The organism is Kitasatospora sp. NPDC056138 (genome assembly GCF_042264695.1).
Classification (GTDB): Bacteria; Actinomycetota; Actinomycetes; order Streptomycetales; family Streptomycetaceae; genus Kitasatospora.
Map to the genome: position 1 here is coordinate 36098 of NZ_JBHJVK010000046.1, position 16654 is coordinate 52751.

Consider the following 16654-nt stretch of genomic DNA (forward strand, 5'->3'; position numbering starts at 1 on the left):
CTATGTTGGGCAGGCCCGGGGTGGCGGGTCGCATGGAGGGCGGATGAGCAGCACAGACGGAGCCGGTGAGCAGCTGGCGTTCATCCGGGAGACGGTCCGCAAGGCCAAGCCCCGGACGTGGCGCGGCGCCCAGCTGGCGGACGACCTGCCGGTGGCGCGGGTGCTGGTCGACAAGGGGCTGCTCCATCTCGACCAGTACTTCGACTACGCCGTTCCCGCGACCATGGCCGAGGAGGCGCAGCCCGGTGTCCGGGTGCGGGTCCGCTTCGGTGCCAGGATCGTCGCGCCGGGCCGTCGTGAGGGTGGCGAGCTGCACAGCGGCTTCATCGTCGAGCGCCGGGCCGACTCCGACTACGCGGGCCCGCTGGCCCCGCTCGCCCAGGTGCTGTCCCCGGAGCGGGTGCTCACCCCCGCGCTGCTGCGGCTCTGCCGCACGGTCGCGGACAGGTACGCGGGTTCGCTCGCCGACGTGCTCCAGCTGGCGATCCCGCCCCGGCACGCCAAGGCCGAGGCCGAGCCGTCGGCACCGCTGCTGCCGGTGCCGCCCCGCCCCGAGCCCGGGAGCTTGACCCGCTACCCGCAGGGCGCGGACTTCCTGGCGGCGCTCGCCGAGGGGCGTTCGCCGCGTGCGGTGTGGACGGCGCTGCCCGGGCCGACCTGGCCGGAGGAGATCGCCCGCGCCGTCGCCGCGACCCTGGCCGGCGGCCGGGGCGCGCTGGTCGTCCTGCCGGACGGCCGGGCGGTGGCCCGGGTGGACGAGGCCCTCACCGCGCTGCTCGGCGAGGGCCGGCACGCCGTACTGGCTGCCGACCTCGGGCCGAAGGAGCGCTACCGGCGCTGGCTGTCGGTCAGCCGGGGCGCGGTGCGGGCCGCGGTCGGGACACGGGCGGCGGTCTTCGCCCCGGTCCGGGACCTGGGCCTGGTGGTGGTCTGGTCGGACGGCGACAGCAGCCACAGCGATCCGCGGGCCCCGCACCCGCACGTCCGGGAGGTCGCGCTGCTGCGGGCCGCCGAGGAGAACGCGGGCGTCCTGCTCGGCGGGCTGTCGGTGACGGTGGAGGCCGCGCAGCTGCTGCGCACGGGCTGGGCGCGCCCGCTGGCCGCCGAGCGCGAGACCGTCCGGGCGGTGGCCCCCCGGGTGCGTACGGTCACCGACCAGGACCAGGCGCGGGACGCCGCGGCCCAGGCGGCCCGGCTGCCGTGGCTGGCCTGGGAGGTCGCGCACGAGGCGCTGAAGCTGGGCCCGGTGCTGATCCAGGTTCCCCGCCGGGGCTACGTGCCGAGGCTGGCGTGCGGGCGGTGCCGTACGCCGGCGCGGTGCCGGCACTGTGTGGGGCCGCTGGAGGCGGGCTCGGCCGGCGCGCCGCTGGAGTGCGGCTGGTGCGGGCAGCCGGAGGCGGAGTGGCACTGCCCCGAGTGCGGCTCGTTCCGGCTGCGGGCGCAGGTGGTCGGTGCCCGGCGGACGGCCGAGGAGCTGGGCAAGGCGTTCCCCCGGGTGCCGGTCCGTACCTCGGGCCGCGACGCGGTGCTCGCCGGTGTCTCCGGGGAGCCGGCGTTGGTGATCTCCACGCCGGGTGCGGAGCCGGTCGCGGAGGGCGCCGGGTACGCGGCCGCGCTGCTGCTGGACGGCTGGGCCCTGCTGGGGCGTCCGGATCTGCGGGCGGGGGAGGAGGCGCTGCGGATGTGGACGGCCGCCGCCGGGCTGGTGCGGCCCGCCGAGCAGGGCGGCACGGTGGTGGTGGTCGCCGAGGCGACGGCGCGGCCGGTGCAGGCACTGGTGCGCTGGGATCCGGCCGGGCACGCGGCGCTGGAACTGGAGGAGCGGACGGCGCTGCACTTCCCGCCGGTCTCCCGGATGGCCTCGGTGACGGGTGCGCCGCACGCGGTCGCCGACCTGCTCTCGCTGGTCCGGCTGCCGGAGGGGACGGATGTGCTCGGCCCGATCGAGGTGCCCGGCGGGCGGGGCGAGGAGCTGGAGCGTGCGCTGCTGCGGGTCGCGCCGGGGCAGGGGGCGGCGCTGGCGGCGGCCCTGAAGGCGGCGCAGATCGCCCGGGTGGCGCTGCGGACGGCGGATCCGGTGAAGGTGCGGATCGATCCGCCGGACATCGGCTGAGCTCCTTCGGGCCGGGCTCACCCGGGCCGAGCTCTTTCGGGCCGAGCCCTTCCGGAGGGGCGGAGATGTGGGGAACTGCGGGAGGGGGGAGCTGTACCGGTTGCCGGTGGGCGGGGTGCACCGCCCCCTGCGGGGCCACGCGGTGCACCCCGCTCCCCCCGGGAGATGTGCGGCACAGATCTCTTCCGATTCGCGCAGTTCCCCGCGCCCCTGTGTGCCCGCCCGATCGTGCCGGGGCGCGGCCGGGGTCAGCCGCGCAGCGGGATGCTCGGGCGCTCCAGGCCGCCCTGGCGGGCGGCGGGGACGGTGCGGGCCAGCGGCTGGGTGCCGGCGGGCAGCTCCTCACCGCGGTCCGGGCGGGACGGTCCGGGGACGCCCGGTGCCGGCACGGCCGCCGCCAGCAGTTCGCTGCTCGGGCGGCGCATGCCGTACCGCCGGTGCACCGCCTGCTTGGTGACGCCCAGGGCGGAACCGACGGAGTCCCAGGAGAATCCCAGCGCCCGGTCGAACTCGACGGCCGCCGCGACCAGCGTCTCCACGCTCTCGCGCAGCTCCTGGGCGAGCCGGACGGTGGGGGCGGGCGCGCGCCCGTACACCACGAATCCGGCGGAGGTACTGGGCCGACGCGGCCGGTAGACGTTGCCCAGCTGGGCGGTGAGGGTGCGCAGGGCGTCCACCTGTCGCCGCACCCGCTCGATGTCCCGCACCAGCAGGTGCAGGCTGGCCCGCGCCCGCGCGTCGTGGTTGATCTGCTCGGCCATGGCCCTCTGTGCCACCTCTCCGTACGGTGAATCCGGTCGGGACGCGTTCGCGTCCCGGTCAATCCCACTTGACCAACGCCGGACGGGCGCCGGGGTCACGCGCTGCGACCAGACGGGATATGCCAGAAGCTGGGCCGAACGGGCGTCCCGGATTGCATAGACTTCCCCGTGGCCTCCGCAGATGCCCGAACCGAACCGCACCGAACCAGCACTGCAACCGCACCGAACCAGCGCCGAACCCGTACCGACAGGAGCTCCCAGCCATGGCGATCCAGCCGATCCGGATCTTCGGTGACCCCGTGCTCCGCGCCACCGCACGGCCGGTGACCACCTTCGACAAGGAGCTGCGCGGGCTGGTCAAGGACCTCACCGACACCATGCTGGACGCCCCGGGCGCGGGCCTGGCGGCGCCTCAACTCGGCGTCTCCCTGCGGGTGTTCACCTACAACGTGGACGGTGTGGTCGGCCACCTGATCAACCCCGACCTCAGCCTCACCGACGAGGAGCAGGACGGCCCCGAGGGCTGTCTGTCGCTGCCGGGCCTGCGCTTCGACACCAAGCGCGCGTTCGGCGTGGTCGCCAAGGGCTTCAACATGTACGGCGACCCGGTGAGCATCGAGGGCACCCAGCTGCTGGCCCGCTGCATCCAGCACGAGACCGACCACCTGGACGGGATCGTCTTCATCGACCGCCTGGACCGCGAGCAGCGCAAGGCCGCGCTCAAGGCGATCCGCGAGGCGGACTGGGGCGACGGCCCGGCGCCGACCGTCAAGATCTCCCCGCACAGCACCTTCGGCTCCGCCCGCTGACCTCCGCAAGCCCCCCAGAAAGGCACCCATGCGCCTCGTCTTCGCCGGCACCCCCGAGGTGGCCGTTCCCGCCCTGGACGCCCTGCTGGCCTCCGACCGGCACGAGGTCGTCGCGGTGGTCACCCGCCCCGACGCCCCCGCCGGGCGCGGCCGCCGACTGGTCGCCAGCCCCGTCGCCCAGCGCGCCGAGGAGGCCGGGATCGAGATCCTCAAGCCGGCCAAGCCGAGCGACGCCGACTTCCAGGCCAGGCTCACCGAGATCGCCCCGGACTGCTGCCCGGTGGTCGCCTACGGCGCGCTGCTGCGCCCCGGCACCCTGGAGATCCCCGAACACGGCTGGGTCAACCTGCACTTCTCGCTGCTCCCGGCCTGGCGCGGGGCCGCTCCCGTCCAGCACGCGGTGCTCGCGGGCGACGAGGTGACCGGCGCCTCCACCTTCCTGATCGAACAGGGTCTGGACTCCGGCCCGGTCTTCGGCCTGCTCACCGAGGAGATCCGTCCGAACGACACCAGCGGCGTCCTGCTGGACCGCCTCGCGCACGCGGGCGCCCGCCTGCTGGTCGCGACCATGGACGGCATCGAGGACGGCACCCTGCAGGCCGTCCCGCAGCCCGCCGAGGGCATCACCCTCGCGCCCAAGATCACCGTCGAGGACGCCAGGATCGACTGGTCCCACCCCGCCCTGCGGATCGACCGCGTGGTGCGCGGCTGTGCCCCCGCACCCGGCGCCTGGACCACCTTCCGTGGCGAGCGGCTCAAGCTCTCCGGCCCGGTCAGGCTGCTGACGGAGGCCGCCGAGCTCGCCCCCGGCGAGCTCGCGGTCGCCAAGAACAGCGTGCGGGTCGGTACCGGGAGCCACGAGGTCGAGCTGGGCGAGGTCCAGCCGCAGGGCAAGAAGCCGATGCGCGCGGCAGACTGGGCCCGAGGCGTCCGGATCGAGTCCGGCGAGCTGCTCGGGCTCTGAGCCGCCGCCGCACCACTGTTGCAGTACCGCCGCAGCACCGCCGCCGTGGTACCGCCACGCCGCCGTCGCAGTACCACCGTTGCAGCACCGCCGTCGCAACCGGCGCCGACCACCTAACCAACGCAGCACCTTCCGAGGCATCAAGTGAGCACTCCCAGCGCCAAGCGCGCCCCCCGTCCGCACCGCCGTCCCAAGAAGGACCCGGCCAGGATCGTCGCCTTCCGCGCCCTGCGGGCGGTGGACGAGCGCGACGCGTACGCCAACCTGATCCTGCCGTCGCTGCTGCGCGAGGCCGAGCAGAAGGGCATGGACCGCCGCGACGCCGCGCTGGCCACCGAGCTGGTCTACGGCACGCTGCGCCTGCAGGGCACCTACGACGCGGTCATCGCCGCCTGCATCGACCGCCCGCTGCGGGAGGTGGACCCGCCGGTCCTGGACGTGCTCTCGCTCGGCGCGCACCAGCTGCTCACCACCCGGATCCCCACCCACGCGGCGGTCTCCGCCACCGTCGAACTGGCCCGTGCGGTGCTCGGTGAGGGGCGCGCCAAGTTCGTCAACGCCGTCCTGCGCAAGATCAGCGCCCAGGACCTGGACACCTGGGTGCAGCAGGTCGCCCCGCCGTACGAGCAGGACGCCGAGGACCACCTCGCGGTCGTCCACTCGCACCCGCGCTGGGTGGTCTCCGCGCTCTGGGACTCGCTCGGCCGCTGGCAGCCGGACGCCTCCGGCCGGACCGCGATCGAGGAGCTGCTGCGGGCCGACAACGACCGCCCCGAGGTGACCCTGGTCGCCCGCCCCGGCCGCGCCACCGTCGGCGAACTGCGCGAGGCGCTGCCCGAGGCGCAGGCCGGACGCTGGTCCCCGTACGCGGTGCGGCTCGCCGAGGGCGGCGAGCCCGGCGGTATCGAGGCCGTCCGGGAGAACCGGGTCGGTGTCCAGGACGAGGGCAGCCAGCTGGTCGCGCTCGCCCTGGCCAACGCGCCGGTGGAGGGCTCGGACCGGCTCTGGCTGGACGGCTGCGCGGGCCCCGGTGGCAAGGCCGCGCTGCTCGGTGCCCTCGCGGCCGAGCGCGGCGCCGCGCTGGTGGCCTCCGAGAAGCAGCCGCACCGCGCCCGCCTGGTCGCGCGTGCGCTGAACGGCAACCCCGGGCCGTACACGGTGATCGCCGCCGACGGCACGCGTCCCGCCTGGCGGGAGGGTGCCTTCGACCGGGTGCTGGTGGACGTGCCGTGCTCCGGGCTCGGCGCGCTGCGGCGTCGGCCGGAGGCCCGCTGGCGCCGACGGCAGGACGACATCCCCGGCTTCGGGCCGCTCCAGCGCGACCTGCTGCGTGCGGCGGTCCGGGCCACCCGGGTCGGCGGGGTGGTCGGCTACGCGACCTGCTCGCCGCACCTCGCCGAGACCCGTGCGGTGGTGGACGACGTGCTGCGCGCGGAGCCCGGCCTGGAGTGGATCGACGCGCGCCCGCTGCTGCCCGGTGTGCCCGCGCTGGGGGAGGGACCGGACGTCCAGCTCTGGCCGCACCTGCACGGTACCGATGCGATGTACCTGGCACTGCTGCGGCGTACTGCCTAGCCGCACTTCGGGGGCCGGCGGCCGGTGGCTCGGGGCCGCCGGGCAGTGTGCAGGGGGCGGCGGGCAGCGCGCGGGCCCCTGTCCGCCGGCTGTGGGCGCGCAGCGGGAGGCGGAGCCCGCGCTGTTCCTCCGGCGGGCCGGGTGCAGCACCCCGGGACGTGGCGGGGTGCACCCGGCCCGTGACCCGGTCCGCCGGGCCCGGCCGAAGGCGGTCGTCCTCCGCAGCCGCGCCCGCTGTTGACCGCGTCCCGCAGCCGCGCCCGCGGTCGACCGGGCCGTGGGGCCGGTCGGGCCGTGGAGTCGGCAACGTCCCGTGGTCGACCGCACCGTGCGGTCGAGCGCGCGACGGTCCGCTACCCGGCGTGGCGCTTCCTGGGAGGGTCAGGTTTCGCAGATGGCCGTCAGGATGCGCTGAAGCAGGCGGTCGAAGACGGCGTCCGGGCCGCTCGGGGCGGGCCCCTCGGCGAGGACCTGGGCGAGCCTCGGGTACCCGCCGCTCATGGCGACGCCCTGGAGGTAGGTCACCATGTCGGAGATCCAGCGCGGGCTGCTGCCGGTCGCCGAGCGTTCCCATTCGGCGAACTGGCAGAGGAACCCGTTGAGTTGGGACATCGCCTCCATCTTGGCCGAGCCGGTCAGTTCGGTGCCGGCCAGCGCGCCGAGGAAGTGCTCGGTGTAGCGCAGCCCGTTCGGTCCCAGTGACGGCCTGGTGGCGATCAGCCGCGCCGCCCAGCCGTGCCGGCGCAGAACGGCGAGCTGTCGGCCGGCCAGCGCGGTGAGGTCGGCCCGCCAGTCGCCGGAGGGCTCGGTGGGGAGCTCGTACTCGCCCGCGATCTGGTCGACCATCAGGTCGAAGAGGTGTTCCTTCTTCGGGACGTAGTTGTAGAGCGACATCGTCCCCGCGCCGAGCTCTGCGGCGACCTTGCGCATGGAGACCGCGTCCAGTCCTTCGGCGTCCGCGATTCTGACGGCGGCCGCCGCGATCGAGGCTCGGCTGTGCGCGGGACGTGGGCCCCGGCCGCTGTGCTCCGGGAGGAGCCAGATCAACTCGGGGGCTTCGGGCTGGCGGGACGGCATGTCGAAAGATCACCTCGGCAGCCAGTTTACTTAAGTACACCGTACGTAGTAGCGTCTGGGTATGTTCTACGTACGCCGTACCTAGAAAGGCGTCAGCATGACCGAGACAGCCATCGCCGTCGAGGGCCTGCGCAAGAGCTTCGGTGCGACCGACGCGCTGCGCGGCCTCGACCTGACCGTCCCGGCCGGCACCGTGTGCGGCCTGCTCGGCCCCAACGGTGCGGGGAAGACCACCGCCGTGCGGGTCCTGGCCACCCTTGCGCTGCCCGACGCGGGCAGCGCCCGGGTCAACGGCTACGACGTGGTCCGTCGGCCCGCCCAGGTCCGCCGCTCGATCGGGCTCGCCGGGCAGTACGCCGCCGTCGACGAGGGCATCACCGGGCGGGACAACCTCCACCTGGTCGGCCGCTTCCACGGGCTGGGCGTCCGGGGTGCCCGCCGCCGCGCCGGCGAACTGCTCGAACGCTTCGACCTCGACGAGGTCGCCGACCGCCTGGTGCGCACCTACTCCGGCGGCCAGCGCCGCCGGCTCGACCTGGTCGCCAGCCTGGTCACCGCGCCGCCCGTGCTCTTCCTGGACGAGCCCACCACCGGTCTCGACCCGCGCAGCCGTCAGGAAATCTGGGACGCGGTGCGGGAGTTGGCCGCCGGTGGTGCCACCGTGCTGCTCACCACCCAGTACCTGGACGAGGCGGACCGGCTCGCCGACGCCGTCGCCGTGATCGACCGCGGGGTGGTCATCGAGTCCGGTACGCCCGCCCGCCTCAAGGCCGCGATCGGCACCCGGATCGAGGTCACCGTCGCGGAAGCGGCGCAACTCGGCGCAGCTGCAGCCGTGTTGGCCCACTTCGCAGCCGGGGAGCCGGTCGCCGAACCGGTCGAACGGCGTGTCGTGGTAACCTCCGCCGCCGGCCGCAGCGTCGCTCTGCCGCAGCTCGTCCGGGAGCTCGACTCCGCCGGCGTGGCCGCGCAGGACGTGGCGCTGCGCACCCCCTCGCTCGACGACGTCTTCCTCGCACTCACCGCCCCACCCGGGAGGGCCGCCTGATGAGCACCGCCACAACGACCGTCTCCGCCAACCCCGTTGCCGCCCCGCCGGGCCGGGTCCGACTGCTCTCGGACACCCGGACCTCCGCCGTGCGCGTCCTGCTGGCCTACCGGCACTCGCCGGGCCTGATCCTCGCCTCGCTCGCGGTCCCGGTGGTGATGGTGCTGGTCTTCGGGTACGTCTTCGGCAGTGCGATGACCGTGCCCGGCAGCGGCAACTACCGCGAGTTCCTGATGCCCGGCCTGTTCGTGATGGTCGCCGTCAACGGACTGATGCCCACCATGGTCGGCGCCGCGCGGGACGTCGGCCGGGGCATCACCGACCGGATGCGGTCCATGCCGGTCTCCCGCACCGCACTGCTGCTCGGCCAGGCGCTCGCCGATCTGCTGGTGAACATCGTCGTCCTGGTCCCGCTCACCCTGGTCGGCCTCGCCGTTGGCTGGCGGATCCGCGACGGCCTCGGTCCGGCCCTCGGTGCGTACGGGCTGCTGGTGCTGTTCCGGTTCGTCATGACCTGGGTCGGCATGTACCTCGGTCTGGCCGCCGGGAAGGAGGAACTGGCCGGCCAACTGTCGGTGCTCACCTTCCCGTTGGCCATGGTGACCAACGCTTTCGTGCCCACCGGCGGCATGCCGGTCTGGCTGCGCGCGGTCGCGGAGTGGAACCCGGTCAGCGCGGTGGTCGGCGCCTGCCGTCGGCTGTTCGACAACCCCGGGGCCGTGGGGTCGGCCTGGCCGGTGCAGCACCCGGTCACCGCCACCCTGCTCTGGTCGGGGCTGCTGCTGGCGGTGTTCGCCCCGCTGGCCGTCCGCAAATTCGTCTCGCACGGACGGTAGTTCGGGGACCGGGCCGGATCGAACCTGATCGAACTGAATCGAAGCCGGCTGAATCGGCGTGAACCGGGGCGGACCGGTGTGGATCAGGGTGGACCCGCGTGGACCGAGGCGGATCGGAGCGGATCGAGGCGGACCGGGTGCGGCTCGCGGCCGTCGGGTGCCGGATGCTGGACAAGCGGGCTGGTGCGGGCGGAGGGTGACGGCATGAAGTTCACCCATCTCGGCCGCACCGGCCTCACCGTCTCCCGCCTCTGCCTGGGCACCATGAACTTCGGCCCGCACACCGAGGAGGCCGAGGCGCACGCCATCATGGACACCGCCCACGATCTGGGCATCAACTTCTTCGACACCGCCAACGTCTACGGCTGGGGCGAGAACAAGGGCCGCACCGAGACCATCATCGGCAACTGGTTCGCCAAGGGCGGCGGCCGGCGCGAGAAGACCGTGATCGCCACCAAGCTCTACGGCGACATGGGGGAGTGGCCCAACGAGGGCAAGCTCTCCGCGCTCAACATCCGCCGCGCGGTGGACGCCAGCCTGCGGCGGCTGCAGACCGACCACATCGACCTCTACCAGATGCACCACATCGACCGGGCCACGCCCTGGGAGGAGATCTGGCAGGCCATGGAGGTCCTGGTCGCCCAGGGAAAGATCATTTATGTCGGCTCCAGCAACTTCGCCGGCTGGCACATCGCCCAGGCCCAGGAGGCCGCCAGGGCACGCCACTTCCTCGGTCTGACCAGCGAGCAGTCGCTCTACAACCTGATGGAGCGCAGCCTGGAGCTGGAGGTCGTCCCGGCCGCCGAGCACTACGGCCTCGGCCTGATCCCCTGGTCCCCCCTGCACGGCGGACTGCTCGGCGGCGTCCTGCGCAAGGAGAGCGAGGGCGTCCGGCGGCTCAACGAGCACGCGGTGGGCCGCCTGGAGGCCAAGCGCGAGCAGCTCGCGGCCTACGAGGACTACGCGGCCGAACTCGGCCACGAGCCCGGCGACATCGCCCTCGCCTGGCTGCTCTCCCGCCCTGCGGTCACCGCTCCCATCGTCGGCCCGCGCACCCTGGAGCAGCTGCACGCCGCCGTCCGGGCACTCGACCTGACGCTGGACCAGAAGGCGCTCGACCGCCTGGACGAGATCTTCCCGGGGCACCGTCCGGCCCCGGAGGCGTACGCCTGGTGACGACTCCCGCCAGGCGCGATCCCTCGGCCTGAGCGGCGGCACGCGCCCGGAAGCGGACACTCCGTGTGCCGACGGGTGCTGTCCGTGTTCACGACGTGCTCGCCGCCCCGCCGTGGGGCGGCGAGCACGTCCGTGCGCCACAATCGGAAGCGTGGAGCCGATCACTCACCAGGTGCCCTACTACTCCCAGTGGGAGTCCCCGGAGCTCGTCCCGGACATCCTCGACGGGACGCTGCTCGCCTCCAGCGACCCGCTCTGGGAGCGCTCGGGTGCCGCCAGCCCGGAGGAGTACGAGTACTGGTCCTGGCGGTTGTGCGGGATGGCCTGTCTGCGGATGGCGCTCGACTTCTGGTGGGGTGTCGGTCCGGCCCCGGTGGCCCTGGCGCAGGAGTGCCTGGCGGCGGGGGCCTACGTCCGGCACCCGGACGGCAGGCTCGACGGGCTGATCCACGCGCCCTTCGCGGCCTACGTGCACCAGCGGTGGGGCCTGGCGGCGGAGGCCCGGTCGCCGCTGGCGGCCGAGGAGTTGCCCGACCTGCTGGCGGCCGGGCGGCTCGCCGTGCTCTCGGTGCACCCGTCCATCCGCACCCTGGATCCGCAGCCGCCCCGCACCGGCGGTCACTTGGTGCTGGCAGTCGGCGCGGACCAGGGCCACCTGCTCATCCACAACCCGTCTGGCTTCCCCGACGGCTCGCAGAGCTTCGCCCGGGTGCCGTGGGCCGACCTCGGCCGCTTCTACGCGGGGCGGGGGATCGTACTGGGGTCGTACGCGGACTGAGCCGGCCGAGCGGGCTGGGTGGGTGGTAGCAGCTCCGGACCGGTTCGACTGCCTGAGTGGCACGTTGGTCGGGTGCCGCCGAGGGGTGGGCGTGCCGTGAACGACAGCGCCCGTCCCGACCGTGGCGGTCGGGACGGGCGGGATCACCGGGGAGGGGATTTCGTCAGGACACGCGCCGGAACTTGGACTCCGGCCTGATCAGCTCGGGCTTCAGCAGCGCCTGCTCCGGCTGTGCCGCTGCCATCATCGGCAGTGCCGTGAGTTGGACCCAGGCGTTGTCGTCGCAGGTCAATGTCGGCGCTGGCCCGTTTGTGGCACAGGAGGTCTCAAAGACGTTGCCGTCCGTCGTGACCGTCTTGATGAACACGTTGTTGCCCATGTTCGCTACGCCGATGCCACAGGGAACGCCCGTCAAGCCCGGGTGATCGGTGAGCTCGACCCAGTTGACCGGGTTGAAACCGGTCGGCGGGGCGGGATTGATGATCTGCCGACCGATGAAGATCCGGCCGTCCGCCCTGAGCACTGCTGTGTACTGCGAATTGCCCATGATGTTGGCGTCGAGGTTGACGCAGGGACCGGTGGCTCCGGTGGCGCCCGTCGGCCCCGTCGGCCCGGTCGGTCCGGTGGCGCCCGTGTTACCGGTGGCTCCGGTGGGGCCGGTCGGTCCGGTGGCGCCCGTGTTTCCCCTCGGTCCGGTCGGCCCGGTCGGTCCGGTGGCGCCCGTGTTTCCCCTCGGTCCGGTCGGCCCCGTGGGGCCGGTGGCGCCCGTGTTTCCCCTCGGTCCGGTCGGCCCGGTGGGGCCGGTGGCGCCGGTGACTCCGCTGGCAGGTCCCGTAGGGCCGGTCGCGCCGGTGGCTCCGGTCGGCCCCGTCGGGCCGGTCGGTCCGGTGGCGCCCGTGTCTCCGGTGGCTCCGGTCGGCCCGGTCGCGCCCGTAGCTCCGGTCGGCCCGGTGGGCCCGGTGGGGCCGGTCGGTCCCGTCGGGCCGGTGCGGCCCTCCTTCTCGCACTTGTGGCCGTGGTCTCCACCGCCGAGGCTCTGCTTGCCGTTCGGGTCGCGCAGGTGGGCCCGGTTGTCCTCATCGCAGCACTCGTCGTCCCCGCCGCCTGCGATGCGCTGCTTGTCGGCCGACAGTGTCCGCTCGTGACAGCGTTGTCCCGGATTGCCGTCGTGAGTGGAGAGCGCCGAAGCGGTGCTGCCGGTCGTGGTGAGGGCTGCGAGGAGGAGCAGGGCGCTCCCGGCCAGGGCCTTGCGGCGGTTCGGCACAGCCCCACGCGGGCCGAGCGTTCTGGGTGAAGTCATTCGGGTGAGTCCTCATCTGTGGAAAGCCGGACCGGCACGCGCCGGACTGTTGCATGACTAGCCACAGTCAAACCGGGCCGAAACCGAGAGCTCCGAAGCTCCCCGTCGAAGCGCAGAGGAACCATGCGTTCGGACCTCACCGGGCCTCCGAATGGATCATTCGGTCGTCGTCCTCCGGCTGATCAATGTGACGACAAGGAAATGAAATTGATTGATCGTAAGACTTGTTCCGCTCATTCGATGTGGCTCGTGTTGGGTGCCGGAGAGCCGATGCCGTCGAACTACCATCGGGGTCCTTCCCCCGTGCTCGAATCCGGAGATCGTAGATCGGGAGGCACCCGTGGTGCAGTACAGTCCGCTCAGTCCGACGTCGTCCATCTGCCTCTGCATGATCGTCAAGGATGAGGCGGCGGTCATCGAGCGCTGCCTCGCGTCCGTGCGCGACCTCGTCGACACCTGGGTGATCTCGGATACCGGGTCGACCGACGGCACCCAGGCGCTGATCCGCCGCGCACTCGACGGCATCCCCGGCGAGCTGCACGAGGAGCCCTGGGTGAACTTCGGGCGCAACCGCACGCTGAACATCGAGCACGCCCGGGGCAGGGCCGACTACCTGCTGCTCATCGATGCCGACATGGTCGTGCGGCGGGACGGCGCACTGCCCGCACTGACCGCCGACTCGTACATGCTGCGGCACGCGGCCGACCTGGAGTACCGCATCAAGCGGCTGGTCAGGGGCGACATGGCCTGGCGCTACGAGGGCGCGACCCACGAGTACCTGACGACGGATCAGGTTGACCGGACGGCCAACCTGGATGCGCTGGTGATCGACCACTTCGCCGACGGGGGCTCGCGGTCGGACAAGTTCGAGCGCGACGCGAGGCTGCTGAGCGAGGACCTCCGGCGCGACCCGGACAACCCGCGCACGGTCTTCTACCTCGCCCAGACCATGCGTGACATGGGCCGGTCCGGGGAGGCGATCGAGCTCTACCAGCGGCGGGCGGCCATGGGCGGTTGGGTCGAGGAGATCTACTACGCGCTGCTCCAGGTCGGAGTACTGAAGGCCGAGGCGGGTGACTGGCCCGGCGCCATGGACGCGTTCCTGCACGCCTGGGAGATCAGGCCGGAGCGCCTGGAGGCCTGCTACGAGCTGTCCTCACGGCTGCGCCGGATGGGCCGCTACCAGGCCGCGCACGCCTTCGCCCAGGCCGGCCTCGACCGCCGGATGCCCGACGACTGGCTGTTCACCCAGCCCTGGGTGTACGGCTGGGGGATGCTGTTCGAGTACTCCATCACCGCGTACTGGGTCGGCGACCGGCGGGGATCGCTGGAGGCCTGCGACCGATTGCTGGCGATGCCCGACCTGCCGAAGCCCTACCGCGAACAGACGTTCCGCAACCGGGAGTTCGCGGTGACCCGGTAGGCAGGGGAGCTGGGGAGGTGCAGGCCGTCGCCACACGCTCCGGAGGAACCGCCGTGCTGCTCAAGCACCTCGCCGACACCTCGCGGGCCACCGCCGCCGAGCCCGCCCGCAACGCCAAGATCACGCTGCTCGCCGACCGCCTGCGGGGACTCGGCCCCGAGGAGATCCCCGCTGCCGTCGCGCTGCTCTCCGGGGAGTCCCGGCGGCTGCGGATCGGCGTCGGCTACGCCGCACTGCGCGAACTCCCGCCCCACGCCGGGACCGCAACGCTCGGCATCCGCGAGACCGAGGACGCGCTCACCGCCCTCGCGGCCGTCCATGGCAAAGGCGCTCAGGCCGAACGCGCCCGCCTGCTGGCGGAGTTGTTCGGCCGGGCGACGGAGGAGGAGCAGGAGTTCCTGCGGGCCGTGCTCGTCGGGGAGTTGCGGCAGGGAGCGCTCGACGCGATCCTCGGCGACGCCGTCGCCAAGGCCGCGGGCGTACCCGCGACCGCCGTGCGCCGGGCCCTGATGTTCCGGGGATCGGCCCGGGCGGTCGCCGCAGCAGCGCTCTCCGGCGGCGCCCCCGCGCTGCGGGCCTTCGGACTCGAACTCGGCCGTCCCGTACGGCCGATGCTGGCCGCCTCCGCGCCGGACGTCGCCACGGCGCTGGAGCGGGTCAGCCCCGCCGCACTGGAATGGAAGCTGGACGGCATCAGGGTCCAGGTGCACCGGGACGGCGAGCGGATCTCGGTCTTCACCCGCAGTCTGGACGAGATCACCGGGCGGGTTCCCGAAGTGGTCGAGGCGGCAGGCTCGTTGGCCCTCCGCTCCGCGGTCCTGGACGGCGAGGCCATCGCGCTCGGCCCGGACGGCCGCCCCCGCCCGTTCCAGGTGACCGCCGCCCGTGCCGCCTCCCGGCAGGACCCGGACCGGCTGCGCACCGAAGTCCCGCTCCAGGTCTTCTTCTTCGATCTGCTGCACCTCGACGGCCAGGACCTGATCGACCGGCCGGCCGAGCAGCGCTGGGCCCGCCTCGCCGAGGTCGTACCGGAACACCTGCGGGTGCCGCACGCGGTGACCGGTGGGGCCGAGCCGGCGGGTGCCTTCTTCCGCGACGCGCTGGCACGCGGACACGAGGGTGTGGTGGTCAAGGACCCCGCCGCGCCGTACGCGGCCGGCCGGCGCGGCGCGGGCTGGATCAAGGTGAAGCCCCGGCACACCCTGGACCTGGTCGTGACGGCCGCGGAGTGGGGCAGCGGCCGGCGCCGGGGCTTCCTCAGCAACCTCCACCTCGCCGCCCGGAACGACGGCGAGGCGGACCTCGAACCGTGGGTCATGCTGGGCAAGACCTTCAAGGGGCTCACCGACGAACTGCTCGCCTGGCAGACCGGACAGTTCCTGGCCCGCGAGGTCTCCCGCGACTCGTACACCGTCCACGTCCGCCCCGAACTCGTCGTCGAGATCGCCTTCGACGGCCTCCAGCGCAGCCCCCGCTACCCGGCCGGCCTCGCGCTGCGCTTCGCCCGGGTCCTGCGCTACCGCGAGGACAAGCCGGCCGCCGAGGCCGACACCATCACCGCCGTTCGCGGCCTGGCGGCGGAGGGGCTGTAGCGGCGCTCGGGCCGAGCGAGGGGCCCACCGGAGGTCGCTGCGGCCCGGTGCCGAGTCCCTGTGCGCGGGTGACCGGGTTTCTCTGCGGCCCCGCGCGCCACTGTCGGGGCCGCTGTCGGGCCACTGTTGGGGCCAACGTCGGCGGGGCCGTTGTCGCACGGGGGCTGAAGCAAAGGCATGAGGCGAGGGGAATGAGGCGAGGGGGCCTGAAGGAGGCCGGTCAGCTGCTGCCGGGGAGGCCGATCGGGTTGAGCGGTGGGAGTTCGGCGCGGCAGGCGGTCGAGATGGGCTTGAGGGCGGCGGCCAGCTCGTCCAGTTCGGTGCGGTGGAAGCCGGACCAGACGCGGGCGGCGGCGAGGTCGGTGGCGGCCTCCAGGGCCTGGTGGCGGTGGCGGCCGTCGGGGGAGATGGTGCCGTCCGGGCTGAGCCAGCCGCGTTCGGTCAGCCGGACGGTCGCCGCGTCCCACTCCTCGTCGCTCCAGCCCCGGAAGGGCTGGAGCACCTCGCGGCGGACGTCCAGCGCACAGCGCACCACCAGGGCCTCGCACCCGTCGAGCCCCTCGGCGACCAGGGCCGCGACGTGCCCGTCGCCCCGGTGCTCGCGCAGCACGGTGGTGGCGTGCCAGAGCCGGGCCAACTGGCCCTCGGGGCGCGGCAGGGCGGCGTTCGCGGAGGCCAGCACGCGCCCGCAACAGTCCAGGCCGTCCACCGCGCGCTCCAGCAGCTCCACCGAACGTTCGATCAGATCCGGCTTGACGGTGGCCAGCACCCGCTCCAGCGCGGCCGAAGCGCCCGCCACCCGCGCCTGGAGCGCGGCCTCGGGAGCGGCCCGCGTCCAGACGTCGGGAAGCGCCCGTTCGACCATCCCGGGCGCGAAGCTGAAGAAGGCGGCGACCACGGGGGCGGCCTCCACCGGGCCGAGCGGCGCGGACCGTCCGGCGAAGTAGCCGCGCCAACTGCCGTGCAGCCCCGCCGTCTCGTACGCGGCCCGCCCCTCGGGTGAGAAGTAGGTGAGGGCGTGCACGGGCTCGAAGAGCCACCACAGAGCACGTGCGGGATGTACCGGCTCGGCCATCGGGACACCTTTCTCGGAGCGGGCTGCGGTGCGGTCCGAAGCGGGCCACCGTGCAGTCCTGAAGCGGGCCACGGCGAAATCGGGCACAGCGTACGAGACGCCGGTGCGGAACCGTTGTGATGCGGGT

Annotated in this window: 14 protein-coding genes; 10 read left to right on the forward strand and 4 right to left on the reverse strand. The window is 73.5% G+C overall.

Annotated elements, in window-relative coordinates:
• Positions 1-43 precede the first annotated feature (43 nt).
• Positions 44-2113, forward strand: a complete 2070-nt coding sequence (locus ACFC1R_RS25445) for a primosomal protein N' (RefSeq protein WP_375942301.1) — start codon at positions 44-46, stop codon at positions 2111-2113.
• Between the two features lie 248 nt (positions 2114-2361).
• Here ACFC1R_RS25445 and ACFC1R_RS25450 read toward each other — a convergent pair whose 3' ends face one another.
• Positions 2362-2874: a hypothetical protein gene (locus ACFC1R_RS25450; protein ID WP_375942357.1), complete on the reverse strand. Its 513-nt coding sequence runs from the start codon at positions 2872-2874 to the stop codon at positions 2362-2364.
• A gap of 263 nt (positions 2875-3137) precedes the next feature.
• Between ACFC1R_RS25450 and def the strand changes: the two genes are divergently transcribed.
• From def to ACFC1R_RS25465, 3 genes are all read left to right on the forward strand, one after another.
• Positions 3138-3683 (forward strand): peptide deformylase, encoded by a 546-nt coding sequence (def, locus tag ACFC1R_RS25455; protein ID WP_375942303.1) that lies wholly within the window; start codon positions 3138-3140, stop codon positions 3681-3683.
• 28 nt (positions 3684-3711) lie between these two features.
• Entirely contained in the window at positions 3712-4647 is a 936-nt protein-coding gene (gene fmt / locus ACFC1R_RS25460; RefSeq protein ID WP_375942305.1) for a methionyl-tRNA formyltransferase, read from the forward strand.
• A gap of 144 nt (positions 4648-4791) precedes the next feature.
• Positions 4792-6222, forward strand: a complete 1431-nt coding sequence (locus ACFC1R_RS25465) for an RsmB/NOP family class I SAM-dependent RNA methyltransferase (RefSeq protein ID WP_375942306.1) — start codon at positions 4792-4794, stop codon at positions 6220-6222.
• 381 nt (positions 6223-6603) lie between these two features.
• On the opposite strand, the gene ACFC1R_RS25470 is transcribed toward ACFC1R_RS25465, so the two are convergent.
• On the reverse strand, positions 6604-7299 hold the full coding sequence (locus tag ACFC1R_RS25470; RefSeq protein WP_375942308.1) for a TetR/AcrR family transcriptional regulator: 696 nt from the start codon (positions 7297-7299) through the stop codon (positions 6604-6606).
• A 97-nt stretch (positions 7300-7396) separates the two neighbouring features.
• On the opposite strand from ACFC1R_RS25470, the gene ACFC1R_RS25475 reads away from it, so the two are divergent.
• The 4 genes from ACFC1R_RS25475 (at position 7397) to ACFC1R_RS25490 (ending at position 11137) form a co-directional block, all read left to right on the forward strand.
• Positions 7397-8347: an ATP-binding cassette domain-containing protein gene (locus tag ACFC1R_RS25475; RefSeq protein WP_375942310.1), complete on the forward strand. Its 951-nt coding sequence runs from the start codon at positions 7397-7399 to the stop codon at positions 8345-8347.
• Entirely contained in the window at positions 8347-9183 is an 837-nt protein-coding gene (locus ACFC1R_RS25480; RefSeq protein ID WP_375942312.1) for an ABC transporter permease, read from the forward strand. Before ACFC1R_RS25475 ends, ACFC1R_RS25480 begins: the two co-directional genes overlap by 1 nt.
• Positions 9184-9387: 204 nt before the next feature.
• Positions 9388-10359, forward strand: a complete 972-nt coding sequence (locus ACFC1R_RS25485; RefSeq protein WP_375942314.1) for an aldo/keto reductase — start codon at positions 9388-9390, stop codon at positions 10357-10359.
• A gap of 151 nt (positions 10360-10510) precedes the next feature.
• Positions 10511-11137 carry a C39 family peptidase gene (locus tag ACFC1R_RS25490; RefSeq protein WP_375942316.1) on the forward strand — a complete coding sequence of 209 codons (627 nt, stop codon included), beginning with the start codon at positions 10511-10513 and terminating at the stop codon, positions 11135-11137.
• 163 nt (positions 11138-11300) lie between these two features.
• On the opposite strand, the gene ACFC1R_RS25495 is transcribed toward ACFC1R_RS25490, so the two are convergent.
• A complete protein-coding gene (locus ACFC1R_RS25495; protein WP_375942318.1) occupies positions 11301-11684 on the reverse strand; it encodes a hypothetical protein in 384 nt (127 codons plus the stop codon).
• 1141 nt (positions 11685-12825) lie between these two features.
• Here ACFC1R_RS25495 and ACFC1R_RS25500 point away from each other — a divergent pair.
• Both ACFC1R_RS25500 and ACFC1R_RS25505 read left to right on the forward strand, forming a co-directional pair.
• Entirely contained in the window at positions 12826-13860 is a 1035-nt protein-coding gene (locus ACFC1R_RS25500) for a glycosyltransferase (RefSeq protein ID WP_375942320.1), read from the forward strand.
• A gap of 53 nt (positions 13861-13913) precedes the next feature.
• Positions 13914-15452: an ATP-dependent DNA ligase gene (locus tag ACFC1R_RS25505; RefSeq protein ID WP_375942321.1), complete on the forward strand. Its 1539-nt coding sequence runs from the start codon at positions 13914-13916 to the stop codon at positions 15450-15452.
• A gap of 220 nt (positions 15453-15672) precedes the next feature.
• On the opposite strand, the gene ACFC1R_RS25510 is transcribed toward ACFC1R_RS25505, so the two are convergent.
• The gene (locus ACFC1R_RS25510; protein ID WP_375942323.1) at positions 15673-16527 is read right to left on the reverse strand and encodes a hypothetical protein; all 855 of its coding nucleotides are present in this window, start codon (positions 16525-16527) and stop codon (positions 15673-15675) included.
• Positions 16528-16654: the final 127 nt, after the last annotated feature.

What these genes read in the sequence shown, in the direction of transcription:
- ACFC1R_RS25500 (WP_375942320.1), top strand. Translation starts at nt 12,826, where the DNA reads ATGATCGTCAAGGATGAGGCGGCGGTCATCGAGCGCTGCCTCGCGTCC.
- fmt (WP_375942305.1), top strand. Translation starts at nt 3,712, where the DNA reads ATGCGCCTCGTCTTCGCCGGCACCCCCGAGGTGGCCGTTCCCGCCCTG.
- ACFC1R_RS25495 (WP_375942318.1), bottom strand. Translation starts at nt 11,684, where the DNA reads ATGGGCAATTCGCAGTACACAGCAGTGCTCAGGGCGGACGGCCGGATC.
- ACFC1R_RS25470 (WP_375942308.1), bottom strand. Translation starts at nt 7,299, where the DNA reads ATGCCGTCCCGCCAGCCCGAAGCCCCCGAGTTGATCTGGCTCCTCCCG.
- ACFC1R_RS25480 (WP_375942312.1), top strand. Translation starts at nt 8,347, where the DNA reads ATGAGCACCGCCACAACGACCGTCTCCGCCAACCCCGTTGCCGCCCCG.
- ACFC1R_RS25450 (WP_375942357.1), bottom strand. Translation starts at nt 2,874, where the DNA reads ATGGCCGAGCAGATCAACCACGACGCGCGGGCGCGGGCCAGCCTGCAC.
- ACFC1R_RS25485 (WP_375942314.1), top strand. Translation starts at nt 9,388, where the DNA reads ATGAAGTTCACCCATCTCGGCCGCACCGGCCTCACCGTCTCCCGCCTC.
- ACFC1R_RS25475 (WP_375942310.1), top strand. Translation starts at nt 7,397, where the DNA reads ATGACCGAGACAGCCATCGCCGTCGAGGGCCTGCGCAAGAGCTTCGGT.
- ACFC1R_RS25510 (WP_375942323.1), bottom strand. Translation starts at nt 16,527, where the DNA reads ATGGCCGAGCCGGTACATCCCGCACGTGCTCTGTGGTGGCTCTTCGAG.
- ACFC1R_RS25445 (WP_375942301.1), top strand. Translation starts at nt 44, where the DNA reads ATGAGCAGCACAGACGGAGCCGGTGAGCAGCTGGCGTTCATCCGGGAG.
- def (WP_375942303.1), top strand. Translation starts at nt 3,138, where the DNA reads ATGGCGATCCAGCCGATCCGGATCTTCGGTGACCCCGTGCTCCGCGCC.